The organism is Maritalea myrionectae DSM 19524, from assembly GCF_000423365.1.
Classification (GTDB): domain Bacteria; phylum Pseudomonadota; class Alphaproteobacteria; order Rhizobiales; family Devosiaceae; genus Maritalea; species Maritalea myrionectae.
The window spans coordinates 427,956-447,098 of the sequence record NZ_AUHV01000004.1 but is presented as its reverse complement, the minus strand read 5'-3'; the positions used below and the strand labels follow the sequence as shown (position 1 = coordinate 447,098).

The window sequence follows — 19,143 nt, the reverse complement described above, 5'->3', positions numbered from 1 at the left end:
GATTTGTAGGTTATGTCTGAGCACGCTGAGTTTTTGGCGCAAGTTGAAAAGTTTCTTGAACAAACTGGATGCTCTCCCAGTCGCTTTGGCCGCGAGTTTGCGGCAGACCCATTGTTCGTTTTCAACCTGCGCAAGGGACGTGAGCCGCGCTTGGACACAAGAAATAGGATTTTGGCGCAAATGCGCGAAACGGAAAGGCAAGACATGAAAGACGACGCTCCACTCCGCTTAGGTATCGCTGGTGTAGGGACTGTAGGCGCTTCACTCATTTCAATGTTTTTGAATGAGCAAGAGCGGATGATGCAACGCTTTGGGCGTCAGATCGTCGTCACGGGTATTTCCGCACGCTCACGGTCGAAAGATCGCGGCGTTGATCTTTCCGACATGACTTGGTTTGACGATCCTGTCGCCCTGGCCAAATCCGAAGAAATTGATTTGTTCGTTGAGTTGATGGGTGGCGAAGATGGGCCGGCCTTGGCCTCTATTCGTGCTGCGCTCGAGCTTGGCAAGCCTGTGGTCACCGCCAACAAGGCGTTGATCGCTAAACATGGGGTGGATATCGCCCGCCTGGCCGAAAAAACCAACACACAGTTTGGCTTTGAGGCTGCGGTGGCTGGCGGCATCCCGATCATCAAAACCCTTCGTGAAGGTTTGGGGTTGGCCCATGTGCAGCGTGTTTACGGCATCATGAACGGCACTTGTAATTATATCCTCACCCGTATGACAAATGAGGGCATCAGTTTTCAGGACTGTTTGAAAGATGCGCAAGAGCTTGGGTATGCCGAATCTGATCCCACCTTCGACATTGAAGGCAATGACACTGCGCATAAGCTGGCAATTCTGACTTGCCTTTGCTTCGGCTGTGAGATCGCCGCCGACCAAATGTATATCGAGGGCATCACCCGAATCGATCAAGCGGACATTAAAGTGGCCAGCGATTTGGGCTTTGACATTAAGCTGCTCGGCGTCGCCCAGCTCACTTCTGATGGAATTGAACAGCGCGTGCACCCGACCTTGGTGCCCAAAACCAGTACCATTGCTGGCATTGATGGGGTATTGAACGCTGTATCGCTGGAAACAGACCATGTGGAAGAATTATTGTTGGCTGGCCCCGGCGCAGGGGGGGATGCAACAGCAGCGTCGGTCATTTCAGATATATTTGACTGCGCGCGCGGCACTCACGTGCCACCACTGGGCTTGCCGGTGGACGAGTTGGTGCCGTACGATAAAGCGCGGATGCGTGAGCATGAAGGCGGCTACTTTATTCGACTAAATGCTAGGGACATTCCTGGCGCACTTGCTGCTATAGCGTCCCGCATGGGGGAAAGTGAGATTTCGCTTGAAAGTGTTATTCAACGGCCAGATCTGGTTGTGAATGACCCGGAAACGAAAAGCGAAGCAACACGCACCGTCGTGTTGATCACGCAAAAGACCCTGGAGCAGTCAGTGCGGCAAACCATTGATCGGATTGCAGCAGATGGCTTTATTGTTGGAAAACCGCAGGTTATTCGAATCGAGCGGTTCTGATACGCCAAAGTTGAAACAGGCAGAGGCTTTAAAATGGCAATGACAGCTAAATCCACAATCACCGCTGAGGCGATTGTTGATCGTAATTTGACCCTTGAAATCGTGCGCGTCACTGAAAATGCCGCCATCGCTGCTGCTCATTGGCGCGGCAAAGGCGACGAAAAATCCGCAGACCGTGCGGCCGTGGAAGCGATGCGTGAAGAATTGGGCAAAATCTCCGTGGATGGCCGTGTCGTAATCGGTGAAGGCGAACGCGACGAAGCGCCGATGTTGTTTATCGGTGAAGAAGTCGGTATCGGGCAGGGCGCCAAAGTTGATATTGCTGTTGATCCTTTGGAAGGCACCACATTGTGCGCCAAAAACCAGCATGATTCACTTGCAGTATTGGCCATGGCCGAGCGCGGCGGACTGTTGCACGCGCCAGACGTCTATATGGAAAAGATCGCGGTTGGGCCGGGCTATGAGCCAGGCATTATCGATTTGGACCGGACGCCGAAAGAAAATGTGGAAGCCATTGCAAAAGCGCGCGGCGTTGGTGTTGCAGATATCACTGTTTGCGTTTTGGATCGCCCACGTCACGCCCATATCATTAACGAACTGCGCGACATCGGCGCGTCGATCAAGCTGATCAATGATGGTGATATTGCTGGCGTAATTCACACAACTGACCGCGATGAAACCGGCATTGACCTTTATATCGGTACTGGTGGCGCACCTGAAGGCGTTTTGGCCGCGGCGGCGTTGCGTTGCGTTGGTGGACAAATGCAAGGCCGTTTGGTGCTTGATAGCGACGAAAAGCGCGCCCGGGCCACACGTTTGGGCATTACAGACCATAATCGCAAATATGCTGTGGACGAATTGGCCTCTGGCGATGTGCTGTTTGCGGCGACAGGCGTGACCGACGGTTCAATGTTGGATGGCGTGAAGATCCGCCCGAAACATGTGGAAACATCCACCATTGTGATGCGCTCCTGGTCAAAAACCGTGCGCCAAATCAATGCACGGCATTTGCGCGATATTTAATCGCCAAACATCGAATTGAAGGCGCGCAAATTCAGCGCGCCTTTTTTTGTGCCATTATTTGCTTCACATCATAGGGCGACAACAGGTAAGTTCGCGTTATGTTTGAGGAAAAAGACTTCTTTTTAAATGTCGAAAAGTCTGTGGGTGGCCGCGCGTGGATTGACCGGCTGAACACAGCACAAATGCGCACAGCAACAGCTATGTCGCAACAATTTGGCATTAGCGAAATATTAGCGCGCATTTTGGCCGGGCGTGATGTGCCGCTGGAGGCAACAGATGAGTTTTTGTTGCCGACATTGCGTGGGCTCATGCCGGATCCAAGCACCATCACGCAAATGGATGAGTTGGTCGACCGCCTGGTACAGGCTGTTGAAAAGGGCGAGAACGTCGCGCTGTTCGGCGATTATGATGTGGATGGGGCGTCCTCTTGTGCATTGATGACCCGCTATTTGCGGGGTGTTGGCTTGGCGCCCGCAACCTATATCCCGGACCGTATCTTTGAAGGATACGGCCCAAACATCCCGGCAATGGATCACTTGATCGATGAAGGGGCCAATCTGATCATCACGCTGGATTGTGGGGCGACCTCATTTGAACCCATCGCCCATGCGCGTGAGCGCGGCATTGATGTATTGGTGATTGATCACCACCAAGTGGCACATGAATTGCCGTCAGCCAACGCTGTGGTCAATCCTAATCGTCCTGACGATATATCTGGCCTTGGGCATCTCGCCGCGGCTGGCGTGACCTTTATGGTGCTTGTGGCGCTCAACCGTGTCTTGAAAGACAAAGGGCAGATCGCAAATCTGCCGAACCTGATGCACATGACCGATCTGGTCGCCTTGGCCACCATTTGTGACGTGGTGCCGCTGCAGGGCCTTAACCGCGCCTTTGTGCAACGTGGGTTGGATGTTATGCGGTCTGGCAAAAATCCAGGATTGGCCGCCTTGGCACTAGCCTCAAGGGTTTCAGGCCCGCTCAATGCCTACCATCTGGGCTTTTTGCTCGGGCCCCGCATCAACGCAGGCGGGCGAATTGGCGATGCGTCATTGGGCGCTCGGCTATTGTCCTGTGATGATGAGCACGAAGCGATGCATATTGCTGAACAGCTGGAAGGCTTAAACGCCGAACGGCAAGCAATTGAAAAACGCGCTGTGGAAGAAGCTGTTGCAGTGGCTGATGCAGAAATTGGCGATGGGGAGGGGCCGCCAGTTATTGTTGTGGCCTCACCAGATTGGCACCAAGGTGTCGTGGGCCTTGTTGCGGCGCGCTTGAAAGAGCGTTTCAACCGACCAGCATTCGCCATTGCGCAAAAGGCTGACGGCTCCGGCACGGGCTCCGGGCGGTCTATCCCCGGCGTTGATCTGGGCGCAGCTGTGATCGCTGCCGTAGATGAAAAGCTCCTCACCAAAGGAGGCGGCCACGCAATGGCTGCCGGTATTTCGATCGGCCCCGGCCAAATAGGCCATTTTCGCGCCTATTTAGCAGATCAATTGCAGCAAGATGTGACCGAAGCCCGCAAACAAAACACGATTAAAATCGACGCGGCAATGACAGCACGTGGCGCAACGTCAGATTTTATCCATCAAATTGAACGCGCTGGGCCGTTCGGCGCAGGCAACCCCGGTCCGTTGTTTGCTTTTCCGGCACACCGCGTGGCGTTCGCAGATATTGTGGGCGTTGGCGGACATATCCGCTTGTCGCTCACGTCACCTGATCGTGCGCGGCTTGGAGGCATCGCGTTTCGCGCTGCTGACAGTCCCCTTGGACAAATGCTGTTAAATGCAAAAAATGGTGATCCAATTCATGTGGTTGGCGCGTTAAACATTAACCATTGGCAGGGGCGTGAAGAACCACAATTAAGAATATTGGATGCCGCAAAATCATCCTAGTCCCTACCTATAGTTGTCATGTCTGGGAAATTGGCCTTTAAAAACAATGTGTTTTGCAAAGGGCTTGATATTTTTCCCATCACCGATAGAATTTTGGGCATAATTAGGGAGGCCTAGAACCGGACTTTAATGGTTAATTCCACTATATTGGAACAAGGTTCAGGAATGTAGCGTATGAGTGATTTAGCATTTGACCGGGAACGGTCATCGCCGACCTTGGCATCAAAATTTCTATCTTTTGTTTTGCACCGTGCCGCGCGCAGGATTATCAAAGATGTGCCCCATGGCAGCATCAAAGTGATTTTGCCGTCTGGTCGCGTTGGCTATGTCGGCAACCCTGAAAACGCTGGCCCCAAGGCCACACTCAAACTCAACAATTTTAACCTGCTGATTGAAGCGGCCCGCCGCGGCACCGTGGGCTTTGCCGCTGCCTACATGAATAAAGACATTGAATGCGATGATCTGTTGGCGGTGTTTAAATTCTTCCTCAAAAACCGCGATCACCTATCTGCGGTAAAGCCGGGTTTTTTCCATCGCGCGGCTCAGGATATGGCCTATCACATTTCGCGGCGGAACACGCGCGAAGGCTCTAAGAAGAATATCGCTGAGCACTACGATCTGGGGAATGACTTTTACGACCTCTGGCTCGACGAATCGATGGTCTATTCTTCCGCCTATTTTACCAGTGAAGACCAAAGCCTGACGGATGCTCAGTGGGCAAAAAATCATTTGGTCGCAGATATGGCTGGGGTGCAACCGGGCAGTGACGTGTTGGAAATCGGCTGTGGCTGGGGTGCATTTGCCGAGACAATTGCAAAAGATTATAAAGCAAATTTGCGCGGCATCACTTTGTCGAAGGAGCAGCTTAAATACGGCCTAAAAAGATTGTCCGACAAAGGTTTGGACGAGTTTTCTAAACTAGTAATTGAAGATTATCGTGATACCCAGGGCCAGTTCGATCACATTTGTTCAATCGAGATGATCGAAGCCGTTGGTGAAGATCATTGGCCAACCTATTTCAAAACAGTTCATGATCGGCTTAAACCCGGCGGCACCGCTGCGATCCAAGCGATTGTCATCGACGAGAATGATTTTGAAGAATATCGCAACAATGTCGATTTCATCCAGCGCTACATTTTCCCCGGCGGCATGTTGCTCACCAACGAGGTGATGCGCGATCAGGGCGAAAATGTTGGTCTAAAACTGGAAAAGCAAGAGATGTTTGGCCAGTCCTACGCCAAAACGCTGGCCATGTGGCGCGGTGCGTTTTTGGCGAACTGGGACAAGATCGAAAAGCTTGGGTTTGATGAAACCTTCAAGCGCAAATGGGTCTATTACCTCACTTATTGTGAGGCGGGGTTCGCCGACAAAATGATTGATGTGGGCGTTTATCAATATCGACGTATCGACTAGGGCGTAAAGTTCCGCCCCAGATAAAGCTCATAGCGGTAGATTTCCTGCCCAAAGCGCATGATAGGTAGTTCATCGATTAGTTCCAGGGTCTCAAAACGTTGTTCGATTTGCGAGGCGGGGCTGATGTCGTCTTTCAACACCAAAACGTCTTTTCCTGAACTGAGTTGCGGAAGTTCCCAATAATCAAATTGGGTAGGGCGATAATCGATGGCAAATACATCCGTGCGATTCAAGACCAGACTTAGCTGGCTGGCAGTTTGAAACCGATAGGCGGCAAGATTGTCTACACCAACTTCTTCTGCCGTCTGATTGACCCAATCAGCGACTTGCGACCACCCATAAACACTGGATGCTTCTTTATCGTACCCCGGCAACCACACGGTGATTGGCGCGAACGCGTAATGAAACGTGGTGAGGGCGACCAAAACGATCCCAAAGATATAGTGTCCCCAAATCATATACTTAGACCGCATCAGATATGGGATCAACAACAACAGCCCCAAATAGGCTAGGTCACTCCAATACCAAAGCGTATAGGCAAAGGCTGAAACAGTGGCGAAGGCTATGGTCGACAGCACAAATGTATAAGTGGCGAGGCGCAACAAATAGCGAGGTGCTGCGTTGGCATATTTAGGTCGAAATTGGTTGATGATCGCCGCGATGAGGAAGGGGCCGAACAAGACCAATGTCGCGGCCACAAAATTGATCAAGGCAATTGGGTTAAACCGTTCGAGCCATCCCGCGCCATGTCGCTGATCCAGATGAAAGCCAAATGATGCCCAATCATGGGTCCAGTTCCACCAAAACAGCGGCAGCATACAGGCGAAGGTGAGCAAGCCTGCCAAATATAGATGGGGGGACTTGAGCTGGTGGCGCAATTTGCTGCTGAACAAAATGACCAGAACAAGCGCTAGCCCCATAAAGACCGCGCTATATTTGGTAAGCCCCATCAATCCAAGATAAAGGGCGCCCGCATATAGACCTGCGAGGTCCGATTGTCCGCGTGCCGTACGATCCAAATAGCGCCCGAGATAAAAGAACGCGCCGCTAGCGAGAAAAATTAACAAATGATCGTGGTAGATCAGGCTCGACCACACCAGAATGGTCGGCGAGGCGTAAAGCATGGTCGCGACAAACAAAAACAAATGTGTGTGCGAAATCGTGGCGTCGTTGCTGCGGTAGTGGCCGATAATTTTCCAAATGAAGAACAGGGTGCCAAGGGTGGTCAAAAGTGTCACCGCTCGCAAACCCAGCAAATGATCGAGCCCGATCAATTGGCCAAGGGCGATGAGCCATGCCCCTAGGGGCGGATGGTCAAAATATGACAATTCCGGCGTTTGTGCCCAACGCCAGTAATAGGCTTCGTCGCCCAATGGAAACATGCCGTAGGTAATAAGGAGCTTTAAGATCACCAAAAGCCCGGCAATAATCAACAGGGCGCGCACAGACGGCAAATAATCGGCTTTATCAGGGACGAATTTCATAAACTCACTTTTCAGCCGGTTTGTAATTTGTGCCGAAATATAGCTGATAGCGGTATATTTCAAAGCCATAGCGCTGAATGGAGACTTCTTCCACCAGCTTAAGCGTTTCAAAGCTGCCGGTCAGCTTGTCTATATTCGCCTGTTCATCATGTAAGATGATAGCACGCTTACCTGCAAGCGCCTCAAGGTCTTGCCAATAGTCAAATTGCGACGGTTGTGGGGACAGTTCGTAGATATCGCGCCGTTGACCATGGAAATTGAATTGCGCAACCGTTTTAAATCGGCTGGTGGCAATAAAATCTGCGTCCAAACGTGTCTCTGCGTCCAAAGTGGCCGCCACCACTTGGTCCCAGCCAAATGTCTTGCCTGTTTCCACATCATGCACGCCAATAAGCGCTGCCAATGGCAAAACGCAATAATTGATTGTCACAAGAATAGCCGCGACCAAGCCAAGCACTATATGGGCCCACAACAGCCAACCGATTCCCAAAAGCACCGGAGACAGGATGACCAGCCCAAGATATGCAAGGTCAGTCCAATACCAATGGCTGGAGACTGTCATCACCATCGACAAAAGAAAAGCCATCGTGGTGCCGGAAACAAACAGGATCAAATAGGCAGCCGTGTGCGTAAAGCTGTTTTCAGCCCGCAAACGCCGAATGCGAAACAGGCTGAGCAGCAAGAATGGCCCAAACAGGATCACCGTATAAAGGAAATAGCGGATAAAATAATGCGCCGCATAGCTTTGCCACCAGGGCCCTGAGTGCCGATCATAAAGATGGAAGCTGAATGAAGCGAAATCATTTTGCACATTCCAAATAAAGGTGGGGGCTTGCATCGCGACAGCCAGCAGGGCTGCGAGGTAAAGATGTGGGCTTTTAAGCTTGTGCCAATAACGCGGGCTGCAAAGCACCACCAATGCAAAGCCAATCCCCACAAACAGGGCGCTATATTTTGTCAGCGCCGCCAAGCCCAGAAATCCAGCTGCCATATAGAGCGATTTGAACGAAGTCCGTTCGTCAGAATCTGTGTCCAAATAGAGCGTGTAATAATACATCGCCCCCAAACACAAAAAGATCAGCAGATGATCGAAATAGACGATTGTGGTCCATGCGAAAAACGTGGGGGACGCCAGAAGCACAACTTCTGCAATCAGAAATGCCCTCAAGGGCGCTTGCGGCCGTATTTTAGCGGCGAAGCGCCATAAAAAGTAGGAACTGCCCGCAAAAGTGAAAAGTGCGCCCATACGGGCGCCCACAATGCCATCACCAAAAATGGCCTGCATGGCAGACATCAACCACGCGGCAAGCGCTGGATGATCAAAATATGAGAGTTGCTGGCGCTGGCCCCAAACCCAATAATAGGCTTCGTCGTCCAGCAAACCGCTTTGGGTCATCAGGATAAGTTTGATGGCCATGAATACGCCAATGATCACCAATAAAAGACGATCGATAAACGGTCGATTTTGATCTGCAGTTGGCGACATTCGCACCATCCCCTCAAGCGCTCTTTCATTCCATATAAAGCGTTTGTGTTGTCGATGCTAGGCAAGGCATCAAAATAGGGAATCCCATAAACCAAACAAAAGCAAAAGCCATTTCGCGGCGCGGGGCGCCAACGAATGATAATGTTTTTGAACCAAGGAGATATGAGATTTACTTAAACACAAAAAAACCGGCCAGAGGCCGGTTTCTTGTTGTTCGAGACGCCTCCTAATTAAGGAAGCTGTTGGTACGCCCTACGGGACTCGAACCCGTGTTTCCGCCGTGAAAGGGCGGCGTCCTAGACCACTAGACGAAGGGCGCCTCGAACAGTGGTTGTCGTATATTGACGTTCTTCAAAAGACGCAAGAGGCTTTTTCGCTTTTTTATGGTTTTTTTTCAAAAAAGTGACAAAAATCTGAAAACACGCACTTATGTCAGCAACCTTTAAATTGCACGGGGCGTTTATAACCATTTGGACGCTTACGGATATCCACGTGTATAAATTTGCGGCCTGGATAACATCCAAGTCCACCCACTTGTGATTGTGTGCGCATAAAGGCAATCAATTTGGATTTTGAAACGCCGGGAATAAAGACATCCGCGGCCATGCACTTTTGGTGGTAAGAGCCCCACGCGCCGCCAACCATATAATTGTGGATGGGATTGCGGAAACCTGATGTCACAACAACCGGGCGCCCAAACCGCAATTCAGCCTTCCACAGCACATAGCGCAGTTTTGGCAACAGGCAGAAAGTGTTGACCTTACTGTGCTCCACATGCAGGCCATATTTCTTGTCGTAGCGCTTTGCCGCGTCAAAGCCGCCTAGGGAGGCACAGCCTGCCAAAAGGGCGAACGACAATGTCGCTGCGATCAGGGCGCGCGCATATGTAGAAAAAGAAGCCATTGGCCAAGCCAGTTCCAAAAATGGAGTTTGTTTTGCGTTTGGCCATAAAATAAACCGGCGATGCCTAATCGCCGGTTTAAACAAGTGGTTAATTTTTTATTTTCAATTTTACCATTCGCCGGTGTTGCTCATGCTGGCCCAAGGTTCCTTCGGCTCAAGGCTGTCACCTTCTTGCAAAAGCTCGAAGGAAATATTGTCCGGCGAACGCACAAACGCCATATGTCCATCACGCGGCGGGCGGTTGATGGTGTAGCCCATGTCCATAAGGTGTTGGCACAAGGCATAGATGTCCTTTACGCGGTAGGCGAGGTGACCAAAATTGCGGCCACCATCATATTCTTCGGGGTCCCAATTATAGGTGAGCTCAACTTGAGCCTCCTCATCCCCCGGCGCCGACAAGAAGATCAGCGTGAAGCGGCCTTTCTCATTATCAATGCGGCGATTTTCTTGCAGGCCAAGACCTTCGCAATAAAATCTCAGACTCTCGTCAATGTTGGAGATGCGAACCATTGTGTGCAAATATTTCATAGCGTGCCTTATCTTTTTCTGGAGGTTTTGATCGACTCTACCAAAAACGAGTTGATCACAAAACTTGTTCCGGGAAAACCAATCAACCCACAGGCGGGTTTCAAAAAGACCTTAACAATCGGCGACTTGATTGGATGGTTAATAAAATGTAATTAATCCCTTAACAAATCGCTTTGAATCGGACAAACTCATTCAATTAGGAGTAATTGAGTAACCTGGCTGTGGCGGGCAGGTCAATTAAAGAGGACATGGCAAAATGGGGGCCAAGAGCACACCGGATCTAAATTCCGATTTGGAATATGAGCGCGACCAAAGCAATCTAGACCGGGCGCGCAGCGACGCGGAAGATGGCTCGGTAGATGTCATAGAGGTTTCAGGCACGATCAAATGGTTTGACGTGGCCAAAGGCTTCGGTTTCATCGTACCCGATAACGGCATGGCCGACGTTCTTGTTCATGTGACCTGTTTGCGCCGCGACGGCTATAAAACAGCCTATGAAGGCGCGCGCATTGTGTGCGAAGCGCTGGACCGCCCCGGCGGCCTGCAAGCCTTCCGCATACTGTCAATGGATGAAACCACTGCCAAACATCCTTCTCAAATGCCTGCACCACGCACCCATGTGGTGGTGGAGCCAACTTCTAAGCTCGAGCGCTTGGAAGTGAAATGGTTTAACCGATTGCGTGGCTTTGGATTTTTGTCCAAAGGTGAGGGGCATCCCGATATTTTTATCCACATGGAAACATTGCGCCGCTTTGGCCTGACTGAATTGCGCCCCGGCCAATTTGTGCTTGCGCGTTATGGCGATGGTCCTAAAGGCCTTATGGTTGCCGAAATTCGTCCAGATGATTGGGGCGAGGCGCCATCCTCTCACTAGTATTGGACAGGTCGATGCAGTCTGAATTGTTGCAACGCTCGGTGAAACTGCTGAGCGTTATTTTTTTGACGATTTTCCTCGTGGGCTGTTTGCACAACGACAAAAATTTGGTTTTGCAGACCGATATTGGCGAAATACCGATAACAGTGGAGCTTGCCGATACACCCGAGACGCGCAGGCGCGGACTGATGTTCCGCACCAAAATGCCGCGCGATGAGGGGATGTTGTTCGATTTTCAGGAAACACGAGAAGTCGCATTCTGGATGCGCAATACCTTCATACCGTTGGATATGATCTTCATCGATGAACGCGGCACCATCAAACACATTCATCACAACGCAGTTCCACAAGACCCAACCAGCATTCCATCAAAATATCCGGTTCGATTTGTGCTGGAAATCAATGGCGGCCTTGCCAAGCAATATGGGCTTAAGCCCGGTGATCAAGTGCGGCACCCGCGTATGAACAGCTAACCTGTGGCCTGGCGTTGGCCCAATTTTCAGGTAGACGCGGCACAATTGCGCCGTGGCGCCACGTCGAAGAAAGCTTATGGCTTACTGGCGGCGACGTCTTTTCTGGAAAGCGCTTTGTTGCCGCTGTCAGTTGATGTGATTGCACTGCCTATGATGGTAGGCGCACCGAAAAAGGCGATGTATGTCGCCCATGTTGCGCTGTTGGCGTCGGTGTTTGGCGGCATGCTGGGCTATCTGATTGGTTTCGCTTTCCTTGAAACGATTGGCCAATGGATTATCAGTACATACGGCCTAGAGGCTGCATTCGCTCAGTTCCAGCAACAGGCAACTGCCAACAACATGGCGGCAGCAACGGCCATCTTTTTAGGCGCGGTAACGCCAGTGCCGTTCAAGCTTGTGTGTTTGGGGGCGGGAATATTGCACGTCAATCCTATTTTATTTGTCATCGCGGCTTTTGCCGGGCGGGCCCTACGCTTTTATGCCTTTGCGTTGGTCTTTGTAATGTTTGGTCAGCAGATGACGGACTGGGCGGGGCGAAATTTGAAACTGTTTAGTGCTTTGGTGATTGTGATCACCATATTGGGTTTCGTGATGGTGGCTTATTGGCCGACGGCATAACCAACCAATCCCCTTGACTCATTTGCCCGTGCAACACATCAATGCACAGCGGATAGGGGACGTGTATGCCAAATCACACCAACAACTTGCCCATTTTCATTGTGCGGGCGGTCGATGCGCTTGCACTTTTCGGCGGCGCCATTTTGGTGCTCGTGGTGTTGGTGAACGTGTTGGCAACGCTGCTCAATGCGCTCACCATTGGTTTTGCAGGCGATTTTGAACTCACTGAAATGGGTATCGCGATCACCGTTTTCTGTTTCCTGCCGCTGTGCCAACGTGATGGCGCTCATGTGGCCGCAGATATCTTCACGCAAGGTTTAGGCGCAGGCGTGCGAACCTTCTTGCAGCATATAGCCACATTCATTTCCCTCCTGATCGCGCTGATGCTGCTGTGGCGCATGAGCTATGGCTTTATCGACCAATGGCAATATGGCTATCAGACGGCGATTTTGCAGCTGCCACACTGGGCGGCCTATGTGCCAATCCTTTTGGCGTTGCTGCTTTGGAGCGTTGTTGCCCTGCTGCAATTAATGTCCATTTTTAGAAAGCCCAACAATGTTTGAATGGATCGTTGAACCCTTCGGATTGGGGCTATTGGGCACTTTTGCGCTGATCGCGCTGATTGTTTTGCGGATGCCCATTTCCTTCGCCATGATTCTTGTGGGTGGCATTGGTGTGACGATCCTGAACGGACCCGCCATCTTTTTGGCCCAGCTCAAAACCTTGGCCTACGGCCAATTCTCGATCTACGATTTGAGTGTTGTGCCGATGTTCTTGTTGATGGGCGCACTGGCCACCAAAATCGGCATGGGTCGTGATCTGTTTCAGGCGGCGCAAGCCTGGTTGGGCTGGCTGCGCGGCGGGGCGGCCATGTCGGCAGTGGCTGCCTGTGCCACCTTTGGCGCAGTGTGCGGTTCTTCCCTGGCCACCGCCACAACAATGGGCAAGGTCGCCTTGCCCGAGCTTGAGCGCTTAAAATATTCCGGCAGCCTTGCGACAGGGACGATTGCGGCGGGCGGCGTGTTGGGCATTCTCATTCCGCCTTCGGTTGTGCTGGTGATCTACGCAATCATTGTTGAAGCCAATATTGTCACCATGTTTATGGCGGCATTGGTGCCGGGCGTGATTGCCGTATTGTTCTTCATGCTCGCAATTGCCATTGTCGTGCGCATATGGCCGCATGCAGCGCCGCAAGCCACGAAAATGGACCGAGATGCGCGGCGCGGCGCCACACGCGCTGTGCTGCCTGTTCTGTTGATTTTTGCGGCCGTGATCGGCGGCATTTATCTCGGGCTGTATAATCCAACGCCAGCCGCAGCGATTGGTGTGTTCCTCGTCGCTGCCTATGGCCTCATCCGCAATCAGTTGCGCTGGAAAGACGCAAAATCGGCGCTTTTTGACACAGCCCGCACCTCTGGCATGATTTATCTCATTCTGCTGGGCGCTGAGATGCTCAAAATTTTTATGTCCCGTGCCGGGGTGCCGCAAGCAGCGGCCAGTTGGGCCATCGAAAGTGGCCTGCCGCCCTTTACGATCTTGATCGCCCTGTTGATCGCGCTGATCATTTTGGGGTGCCTGATGGATTCGCTTTCAATGATCTTGCTGGTCATCCCGTTCTTCTGGCCAGTTCTCGTTGAGGTCAATGGTGGGCTTTATCAAGGTGCGGACGGGGCAGGTTTCGGCATGAGCACCGAAGATCTGAAAATCTGGTTCGGCATTCTGGCCTTGATTGTCGTCGAGCTAGGGCTGATCACGCCCCCAGTGGGCATGAATGTGTTTGTCATTTCCGGGCTGAGCAAAAACACGTCGATGGCCGAAACCTATAAGGGCGTGATGCCGTTCTTTACCGTAGAGCTGCTGCGCGTTGCGCTCTTGTTGGCACTTCCGGGCTTAGTGCTGTTTGTCCCGCACTTGCTGCAAGGGTAGGGAGAGCAAGCCTGACCGGTTAGGTCAGGCTGTGCGCCCTGCCGAGCACCCCGGGAATATCGGCGTCATAGCTGCTGAGTTGGCCCATATGCCAAGTTAAGACCTGATTGCTGGAGAGGCAGGGCAGGCCGGTCGTTTCCTCCATCTCGTCAATAATGTCGACGGTGCGCAGATTAGTGCAGCTCAAAAAGACCGCGTCAATATCCCCTTGCGCCGCAAGCTCTTGGGCGGCGGCGCGGATCGAGGTGGCGGAAATGCGCACAACTTTTGATTCCTCCGGCTCTTCAAAGCTGCCAAAAACGGGCGTGGCCACACCGGCGACTTGAAGGGCGTCCCGCAACTTGACCGATACATCCGCCACATAGGGTGAAAGTAACGCCAGACGGTGAATGGACAGGTCTTGGCAGGCGGCGATCAGCGCGGTAAGCGGATTGGTCACATGGGCGGTGCTGCGGCCCGCGCGCACATAGTCGGCCACCTTATCGGCTCCAATTTCTGCCGCACCCGAGGTGCATCCATAGCCGATACAGTCAAATTGTGCTGCCGGCGGCAAAAGCGCTGCAGCCCCAGTCAACCGGGTGGCCATTGCGGCCAATGTTTCGCGGGTCACCGCAGCCCCGGATGGGATTCGCGTCGTGTGCAGCTCAACGCGCCCAGGCATCAAGCGCCGCATGTCCTGTTCAAGGGTTTCGTCGGCCTGCAACACGATCAAACCGAGTGCAGGTTTAAGATCAGGCACCGTTTCATAATCGATCTTCATCGCAACACCTCCAGTTCTGCGCCCGCGCGCGGGCTGAGAAAGCGACAGCCATGCTCTGTGATCACGATATTTTCTTCATGCACCATCATCCGGCCCGGCGCGGTTTCTATGCCCGGTTCCAGGGTGATGACCATGCCCGGCTGCAACTCAGTATGATCGTCGGGAATGAGCGAAAGCCCTTCGGTCAATTGCATGCCCAGCCCGTGGCCAAGCCGCCCTGAATCCGATCCGCCCGCGCCGCCAGTGACGACGCGATCCATTGCGTGAAACAATTCTGCAGCTGTTGTGCCGGGGCGGGCAATATCAGCGGCCCGATCGACGGCCTCAATTAGCCGCGCTTGCGCATCGCGCGCGGTTGCCGATGCAGTTCGCACGGCAAAGTTCCGGTCAAAATCGCAGAAATAGCCTTCAAAAACGGCGCCAGTATCCAGCATCAACACGTCGCCATCTGCAAGAGGGCGTTCAGTGGCTGGCGAAATTACATCAGCATAGCCATCCGGTCCGGCACCGCCTGCCAGATACGGCACCCAATCGGCCCCTTCTTCGAGCAGCAGCCCCTGAAAGTCGCGGAACACTTGTGCCAAAGAGATGCCTTCACTTGCAATTTCCGGCACGCGGGCGAAGGCGCGGCCTGCAATGTCGCAAGCCGTGGCAATTTTTTCAATTTCAGCGGACGACTTCACAGCCCGCAAGGTTGCGGTGATGCCACCATCAGGCTGAAAGTCTCCCTTCGTGGCGGCCTTGATCCGCTGCCAATCCGCCTGCGGGATTCTTACATAGGTTTCGGGCCCGGAGGGAATGCCGATCCGGCCATTGCCTGCAACTTCGTTCAGCGTGTCGCTGAGCAGGCATACCCCGTCATCAGTCGGGTCGGGCGCGCGCCAGGTGCGGATATCTTCAACCCATGTCTGAGCCATTAGGGCTGCGCCGATACTGGGGATCACGGCAATCGGTTTGCCCTGTGCAGGAACCACCAAAAACCACGGGCGCGACGGGCTTTCCCAAAACCGGGTCAAGAACCCAGTGAAATATCGGATTTCCGGCTCTGTTGTGAGGAGCAGCGCCGCAAGCTCCTGGTCTGCCATCTTGTCTTGTGCGCGGGCCAGTCGAGCTTGATATTCGCCAACCGGAAATCCACGTGTCACGATTCTGGTCCTTCGCTAAGCACAGTGAGGACCACTGAGTTCGAATCAAGGCCAAGCTCTGCCTTCTGCGCGTCGCTCATCGACAGCAAAGCAGCGATACCAGCCGCCCCTGAAGGCGTTGTGGCCATGCCCGCGGCCTGCATCGCTTCGGCCCCGGCTTCGCCTTCGTACTCGGAAATCAGTGTGTAGGCGTCTGCGTCACGCGCCAGTCCCTTGAGTGCGATCAGCGAGGGCATCTTGCAATCGAGCCGTCCCATTGCGCTCACCGGCCCGCTACTTTCGATAGGAGCGCCATTTTGGATCGATCCATAGAGCGCTGGAGCGGCGTCTGGCTCAACCACGACAATAGTTGGCTGGTCGCCCCAGGCTTGTCGCGCAAGCGCTGCACAGGCCCCGGCGAGGCCGCCAACACCTGCTTGCAAAAAGAAATGTGTGGGGGGCGTTGGCATTTGGCGGATGGCCTCTGCCATCAACACCAAATAGCCTTCCATCAAACGGTGAGGGCGCTCGAAATAGCCGGGCCAGGAGCTATCCGACAGCAATGCCCAACCGTTCTCCTCAGCGGCCCGATGTGCTGCCGCCATGCTATCCTCATACGTGGCACCCGCGCGGCGCACTTCCGCGCCATGCTCCCGCAACCGCGCCGCAAAGCCCTCAGGAACGCTGTCCGCGAGATAAATCACTGACGCGGCCCCAAAAGCCTGTGCGCCAGCGGCGACTGACAGACCGTGATTGCCAGCGCTTGCCGCCACATAAGTGCGTCCGCTGTGCGCGCCTTGTTCTTTATCGCAAGCGATGACATAAGCCGCGCCCAACGCCTTGAAACTACCCAGCCCCATCCGGTCGTGCTCATCCTTCACCCAAAGCTGCGCGATGTTGGCATCTGCCGCCAGTGACGTTAGTTCGGTTAGTGGGGTCTCCGCATGGCGCGGGCAGCGTTCCACCAGCGCCTGCGCGCGCGGTGCATCAATAGATGGCACAGGTACATCACTAAGGCCGGAAACCAATGCGGGACGCGCAACTTCTAAAATATCCATCCGGCACTCCCAAAATTAAGATGTGGTGCAGATGATTGTGTGCGCTTTTAAAGGGCTTCGCAAGGCAGAACTTGGAGAGCGGGCACAAAGTGGTGCGCCACCGTTGCCGTCCAACCAGGGCCATGTGTTTATTGTTTGACGCTGTGCACATTGCATTTGCCGCGTGCACAGCGTCCGAGGTCAAAACCCGATTAGACATGGAAAGCGGGAATATCACTTAAGGCCGAAGCGATCCGCCATCTATTCGGTTATTCCGGACTTTGAACTAGCCGCCGACCATAGGTGCGAAATGGCTACCGAGGTAATAAGGCCAGACCACCAGACCAAGCAGGCCCTGAATGAAGTTGAGATTCAAATAGCCAATTGTAAACAACCAGCCAATAAACCAAAGCATCCCTGTGCCGGAATGCTGAGTGATGTTGATTTTACGTTCCATTTTCTCCCCCAAGAGACAAGTAAAATGTAGATGTGGGACAATTTTTCTAAGTTTCAATAGCACGAGTATAAATAGAGGGTCCGTTCAATCAAGCAAAGCTTGCAGTTTGAACCATATGTCGCATGGTACGGGACGCATCAAGGCGTCAATGAGCAGATTATCTAGAGCAAAGTCGAAAAGACACATCATAGGCGCAACCGGGGAGGTAGGCGGCGTGACTCTAAGCTGTTTGTGAAATAAATGACGCCAAATATAAAATGGCGATCCCGGCAGGACTCGAACCTGCAACCTATTGATTAGAAGTCAATTGCTCTATCCAGTTGAGCTACGGGACCCAAACAAAAGGTAGGATCTATTAGTGGGTCCAAGGGGCCTTGCGATCAGACCGGAAATTGTCGGCATAAGCCACTTTTTTCCGCTCTACATCGTGCGGCTGCTGCACCACATATTCAATGCCTTTGCGCTTGGCATAGGATTCGGCTTCTTCAAGGCTGTCAAAGCGCAGCTTGATTTGCGAGGCCATGTCTGTGGAAGAAGTGTAGCCCATCAAAGGGTCAATCTCACGTGGGGCCTCAGGTTCAAAGACCAACACCCAATGCTTCGATTTGCCTTGACCAGATTGCATGGCGTTTTTGGCTGGACGAAAAATACGTGCTGTCATGATCTTTGTTAGTCCCCATTTTCTCGTGATGGTCGGAGCAGCAAGATTCGAACTTGCGACCCCTGGTACCCAAAACCAGTGCTCTACCAGGCTGAGCTATGCTCCGACGCTTCACACGAGATGTGATCACCGGACAGGGCTTTACACATTCTTGTGACATCAGGCAAGTCATGATAGTTGCCCTTTTGAAAAAAAGTGCGATTTTTTGCAATTTATCACAAAAGGCGACCCGTATGGTAAACATATTCACAGGCCCAGCCCGCAAGCGTTGGTCGCCCTTAATGATCACTCTGGCCACATTGTTTGCGCTTGGCGCATTTTATTTCAGTGCCACCATGTTGGATCGCCAGATTTCGACCACTTTGACGAATTGGCCACCCCAAATAGTGTTTTGGTTCGAACAACTCACCCGGTTGGGCGAATCGGATTGGATATTGATTCCCACATTGTCCGTTTGGGTTGCGGGCCAATCGGTGAGCCTCTTGCCAATCGGTTACCGATTTAAGTGGCGGTTTCGCACATTTGGCGCCGGGGCTGGCTTCATATTTTGTGCTGTAGCGGTGCCGGGCTTGATATCGGCACTGTTTAAGCGCGGGCTGGGGCGGGCCCGACCAGTACATATGGATGAGCTCGGCACGCTGCACTTCGAACCACATTGGGGCGATTGGACGTTTCAGTCGTTTCCATCCGGGCACGCCACAACGTCATTTGCCTTGGCGACGGCCATCTTCTTGGTGGCCGGACGCTGGGGCGCTCTCGCCTATGTCGGCGCGGTTCTAATCGCATTGTCGAGAATTGTGGATGGGGTGCATTATTTCTCAGACGTGGTGGCGGGCACCTTCCTGGGCGTTTTGGGCGCCCTGTGGGTCTACCGCTTCTATCGAGATCGTCGTTGGGGCTTTGCACCTCAAAACGGCACGCACCGCTTGCGCTGGAGCGTGCCATTTCGCGTTTGAA

19 protein-coding genes and 3 tRNA genes are annotated in these 19,143 nt (G+C 52.9%); 10 read left to right on the top strand and 12 right to left on the bottom strand.

Translation table 11 applies throughout. The annotated features are described in order from the left end of the window. The first annotated feature begins 204 nt into the window (after nucleotides 1-204). From G549_RS0113375 to G549_RS0113360, 4 genes are all read left to right on the top strand, one after another. Nucleotides 205-1,527, top strand: a complete 1,323-nt coding sequence (locus G549_RS0113375; RefSeq protein ID WP_027835445.1) for a homoserine dehydrogenase — start codon at nucleotides 205-207, stop codon at nucleotides 1,525-1,527. A 33-nt stretch (nucleotides 1,528-1,560) separates the two neighbouring features. Then, a complete protein-coding gene (glpX, locus tag G549_RS0113370; protein ID WP_084634178.1) occupies nucleotides 1,561-2,550 on the top strand; it encodes a class II fructose-bisphosphatase in 990 nt (329 codons plus the stop codon). Nucleotides 2,551-2,648: 98 nt separating this feature from the next. Next, nucleotides 2,649-4,442 (top strand): single-stranded-DNA-specific exonuclease RecJ, encoded by a 1,794-nt coding sequence (gene recJ / locus G549_RS0113365; RefSeq protein WP_027835443.1) that lies wholly within the window; start codon nucleotides 2,649-2,651, stop codon nucleotides 4,440-4,442. 174 nt (nucleotides 4,443-4,616) lie between these two features. Next, nucleotides 4,617-5,855 carry an SAM-dependent methyltransferase gene (locus tag G549_RS0113360; protein ID WP_027835442.1) on the top strand — a complete coding sequence of 413 codons (1,239 nt, stop codon included), beginning with the start codon at nucleotides 4,617-4,619 and terminating at the stop codon, nucleotides 5,853-5,855. On the opposite strand, the gene G549_RS0113355 is transcribed toward G549_RS0113360, so the two are convergent. The 5 genes from G549_RS0113355 to G549_RS0113335 form a co-directional block, all read right to left on the bottom strand. After that, entirely contained in the window at nucleotides 5,852-7,339 is a 1,488-nt protein-coding gene (locus G549_RS0113355) for an ArnT family glycosyltransferase (RefSeq protein ID WP_027835441.1), read from the bottom strand. The genes G549_RS0113360 and G549_RS0113355 overlap by 4 nt on opposite strands. A 4-nt stretch (nucleotides 7,340-7,343) precedes the next feature. Continuing rightward, the gene (locus G549_RS0113350) at nucleotides 7,344-8,825 is read right to left on the bottom strand and encodes an ArnT family glycosyltransferase (protein ID WP_027835440.1); all 1,482 of its coding nucleotides are present in this window, start codon (nucleotides 8,823-8,825) and stop codon (nucleotides 7,344-7,346) included. 243 nt (nucleotides 8,826-9,068) lie between these two features. Then, nucleotides 9,069-9,144: transfer RNA gene (locus tag G549_RS0113345), tRNA-Glu, on the bottom strand. A 113-nt stretch (nucleotides 9,145-9,257) separates the two neighbouring features. Next, nucleotides 9,258-9,728 (bottom strand): YcbK family protein, encoded by a 471-nt coding sequence (locus tag G549_RS0113340; protein WP_027835439.1) that lies wholly within the window; start codon nucleotides 9,726-9,728, stop codon nucleotides 9,258-9,260. A gap of 108 nt (nucleotides 9,729-9,836) precedes the next feature. Then, on the bottom strand, nucleotides 9,837-10,256 hold the full coding sequence (locus G549_RS0113335) for a VOC family protein (protein ID WP_027835438.1): 420 nt from the start codon (nucleotides 10,254-10,256) through the stop codon (nucleotides 9,837-9,839). A gap of 256 nt (nucleotides 10,257-10,512) precedes the next feature. On the opposite strand from G549_RS0113335, the gene G549_RS0113330 reads away from it, so the two are divergent. From G549_RS0113330 to G549_RS0113310, 5 genes are all read left to right on the top strand, one after another. Beyond that, nucleotides 10,513-11,130, top strand: a complete 618-nt coding sequence (locus G549_RS0113330; RefSeq protein ID WP_084634175.1) for a cold-shock protein — start codon at nucleotides 10,513-10,515, stop codon at nucleotides 11,128-11,130. A gap of 14 nt (nucleotides 11,131-11,144) precedes the next feature. Continuing rightward, nucleotides 11,145-11,603 (top strand): DUF192 domain-containing protein, encoded by a 459-nt coding sequence (locus G549_RS0113325; protein ID WP_036222624.1) that lies wholly within the window; start codon nucleotides 11,145-11,147, stop codon nucleotides 11,601-11,603. 3 nt (nucleotides 11,604-11,606) lie between these two features. Continuing rightward, on the top strand, nucleotides 11,607-12,221 hold the full coding sequence (locus G549_RS0113320; RefSeq protein WP_027835435.1) for a YqaA family protein: 615 nt from the start codon (nucleotides 11,607-11,609) through the stop codon (nucleotides 12,219-12,221). Nucleotides 12,222-12,286: 65 nt separating this feature from the next. After that, nucleotides 12,287-12,784 carry a TRAP transporter small permease gene (locus tag G549_RS20335; RefSeq protein WP_051213818.1) on the top strand — a complete coding sequence of 166 codons (498 nt, stop codon included), beginning with the start codon at nucleotides 12,287-12,289 and terminating at the stop codon, nucleotides 12,782-12,784. Next, nucleotides 12,777-14,147: a TRAP transporter large permease gene (locus tag G549_RS0113310; protein ID WP_036222621.1), complete on the top strand. Its 1,371-nt coding sequence runs from the start codon at nucleotides 12,777-12,779 to the stop codon at nucleotides 14,145-14,147. Before G549_RS20335 ends, G549_RS0113310 begins: the two co-directional genes overlap by 8 nt. 19 nt (nucleotides 14,148-14,166) lie before the next feature. Here G549_RS0113310 and G549_RS0113305 read toward each other — a convergent pair whose 3' ends face one another. The 7 genes from G549_RS0113305 to G549_RS0113270 all read right to left on the bottom strand — a co-directional run bounded on the left by G549_RS0113305 (nucleotide 14,167) and on the right by G549_RS0113270 (nucleotide 18,292). Continuing rightward, nucleotides 14,167-14,907: a maleate cis-trans isomerase family protein gene (locus tag G549_RS0113305; RefSeq protein ID WP_051213816.1), complete on the bottom strand. Its 741-nt coding sequence runs from the start codon at nucleotides 14,905-14,907 to the stop codon at nucleotides 14,167-14,169. Next, complete coding sequence (locus G549_RS0113300; protein WP_027835432.1) at nucleotides 14,904-16,052, bottom strand: M24 family metallopeptidase; 1,149 nt, start codon at nucleotides 16,050-16,052, stop codon at nucleotides 14,904-14,906. Before G549_RS0113300 ends, G549_RS0113305 begins: the two co-directional genes overlap by 4 nt. Then, on the bottom strand, nucleotides 16,049-17,089 hold the full coding sequence (locus G549_RS0113295) for a pyridoxal-phosphate dependent enzyme (protein ID WP_027835431.1): 1,041 nt from the start codon (nucleotides 17,087-17,089) through the stop codon (nucleotides 16,049-16,051). The genes G549_RS0113300 and G549_RS0113295 overlap by 4 nt, the downstream gene beginning before the upstream one ends. A gap of 265 nt (nucleotides 17,090-17,354) precedes the next feature. After that, complete coding sequence (locus G549_RS21925; RefSeq protein ID WP_162889228.1) at nucleotides 17,355-17,525, bottom strand: hypothetical protein; 171 nt, start codon at nucleotides 17,523-17,525, stop codon at nucleotides 17,355-17,357. Between the two features lie 258 nt (nucleotides 17,526-17,783). After that, nucleotides 17,784-17,860 (bottom strand) — tRNA-Arg (locus G549_RS0113280). 20 nt (nucleotides 17,861-17,880) lie between these two features. Beyond that, entirely contained in the window at nucleotides 17,881-18,186 is a 306-nt protein-coding gene (locus G549_RS0113275) for an ETC complex I subunit (RefSeq protein ID WP_027835430.1), read from the bottom strand. A gap of 29 nt (nucleotides 18,187-18,215) precedes the next feature. After that, a tRNA-Pro gene (locus tag G549_RS0113270) sits at nucleotides 18,216-18,292 on the bottom strand. A 127-nt stretch (nucleotides 18,293-18,419) separates the two neighbouring features. On the opposite strand from G549_RS0113270, the gene G549_RS21495 reads away from it, so the two are divergent. After that, a complete protein-coding gene (locus G549_RS21495; protein ID WP_051213814.1) occupies nucleotides 18,420-19,142 on the top strand; it encodes a phosphatase PAP2 family protein in 723 nt (240 codons plus the stop codon). Nucleotide 19,143 lies beyond the last annotated feature (1 nt).

What these genes read in the sequence shown, in the direction of transcription:
- G549_RS0113375 (WP_027835445.1), top strand. Translation starts at nt 205, where the DNA reads ATGAAAGACGACGCTCCACTCCGCTTAGGTATCGCTGGTGTAGGGACT.
- glpX (WP_084634178.1), top strand. Translation starts at nt 1,561, where the DNA reads ATGGCAATGACAGCTAAATCCACAATCACCGCTGAGGCGATTGTTGAT.
- recJ (WP_027835443.1), top strand. Translation starts at nt 2,649, where the DNA reads ATGTTTGAGGAAAAAGACTTCTTTTTAAATGTCGAAAAGTCTGTGGGT.
- G549_RS0113360 (WP_027835442.1), top strand. Translation starts at nt 4,617, where the DNA reads ATGAGTGATTTAGCATTTGACCGGGAACGGTCATCGCCGACCTTGGCA.
- G549_RS0113355 (WP_027835441.1), bottom strand. Translation starts at nt 7,339, where the DNA reads ATGAAATTCGTCCCTGATAAAGCCGATTATTTGCCGTCTGTGCGCGCC.
- G549_RS0113350 (WP_027835440.1), bottom strand. Translation starts at nt 8,825, where the DNA reads ATGTCGCCAACTGCAGATCAAAATCGACCGTTTATCGATCGTCTTTTA.
- G549_RS0113340 (WP_027835439.1), bottom strand. Translation starts at nt 9,728, where the DNA reads ATGGCTTCTTTTTCTACATATGCGCGCGCCCTGATCGCAGCGACATTG.
- G549_RS0113335 (WP_027835438.1), bottom strand. Translation starts at nt 10,256, where the DNA reads ATGAAATATTTGCACACAATGGTTCGCATCTCCAACATTGACGAGAGT.
- G549_RS0113330 (WP_084634175.1), top strand. Translation starts at nt 10,513, where the DNA reads ATGGGGGCCAAGAGCACACCGGATCTAAATTCCGATTTGGAATATGAG.
- G549_RS0113325 (WP_036222624.1), top strand. Translation starts at nt 11,145, where the DNA reads ATGCAGTCTGAATTGTTGCAACGCTCGGTGAAACTGCTGAGCGTTATT.
- G549_RS20335 (WP_051213818.1), top strand. Translation starts at nt 12,287, where the DNA reads ATGCCAAATCACACCAACAACTTGCCCATTTTCATTGTGCGGGCGGTC.
- G549_RS0113310 (WP_036222621.1), top strand. Translation starts at nt 12,777, where the DNA reads ATGTTTGAATGGATCGTTGAACCCTTCGGATTGGGGCTATTGGGCACT.
- G549_RS0113305 (WP_051213816.1), bottom strand. Translation starts at nt 14,907, where the DNA reads ATGAAGATCGATTATGAAACGGTGCCTGATCTTAAACCTGCACTCGGT.
- G549_RS0113295 (WP_027835431.1), bottom strand. Translation starts at nt 17,089, where the DNA reads ATGGATATTTTAGAAGTTGCGCGTCCCGCATTGGTTTCCGGCCTTAGT.
- G549_RS21925 (WP_162889228.1), bottom strand. Translation starts at nt 17,525, where the DNA reads ATGGAACGTAAAATCAACATCACTCAGCATTCCGGCACAGGGATGCTT.
- G549_RS0113275 (WP_027835430.1), bottom strand. Translation starts at nt 18,186, where the DNA reads ATGACAGCACGTATTTTTCGTCCAGCCAAAAACGCCATGCAATCTGGT.
- G549_RS21495 (WP_051213814.1), top strand. Translation starts at nt 18,420, where the DNA reads ATGGTAAACATATTCACAGGCCCAGCCCGCAAGCGTTGGTCGCCCTTA.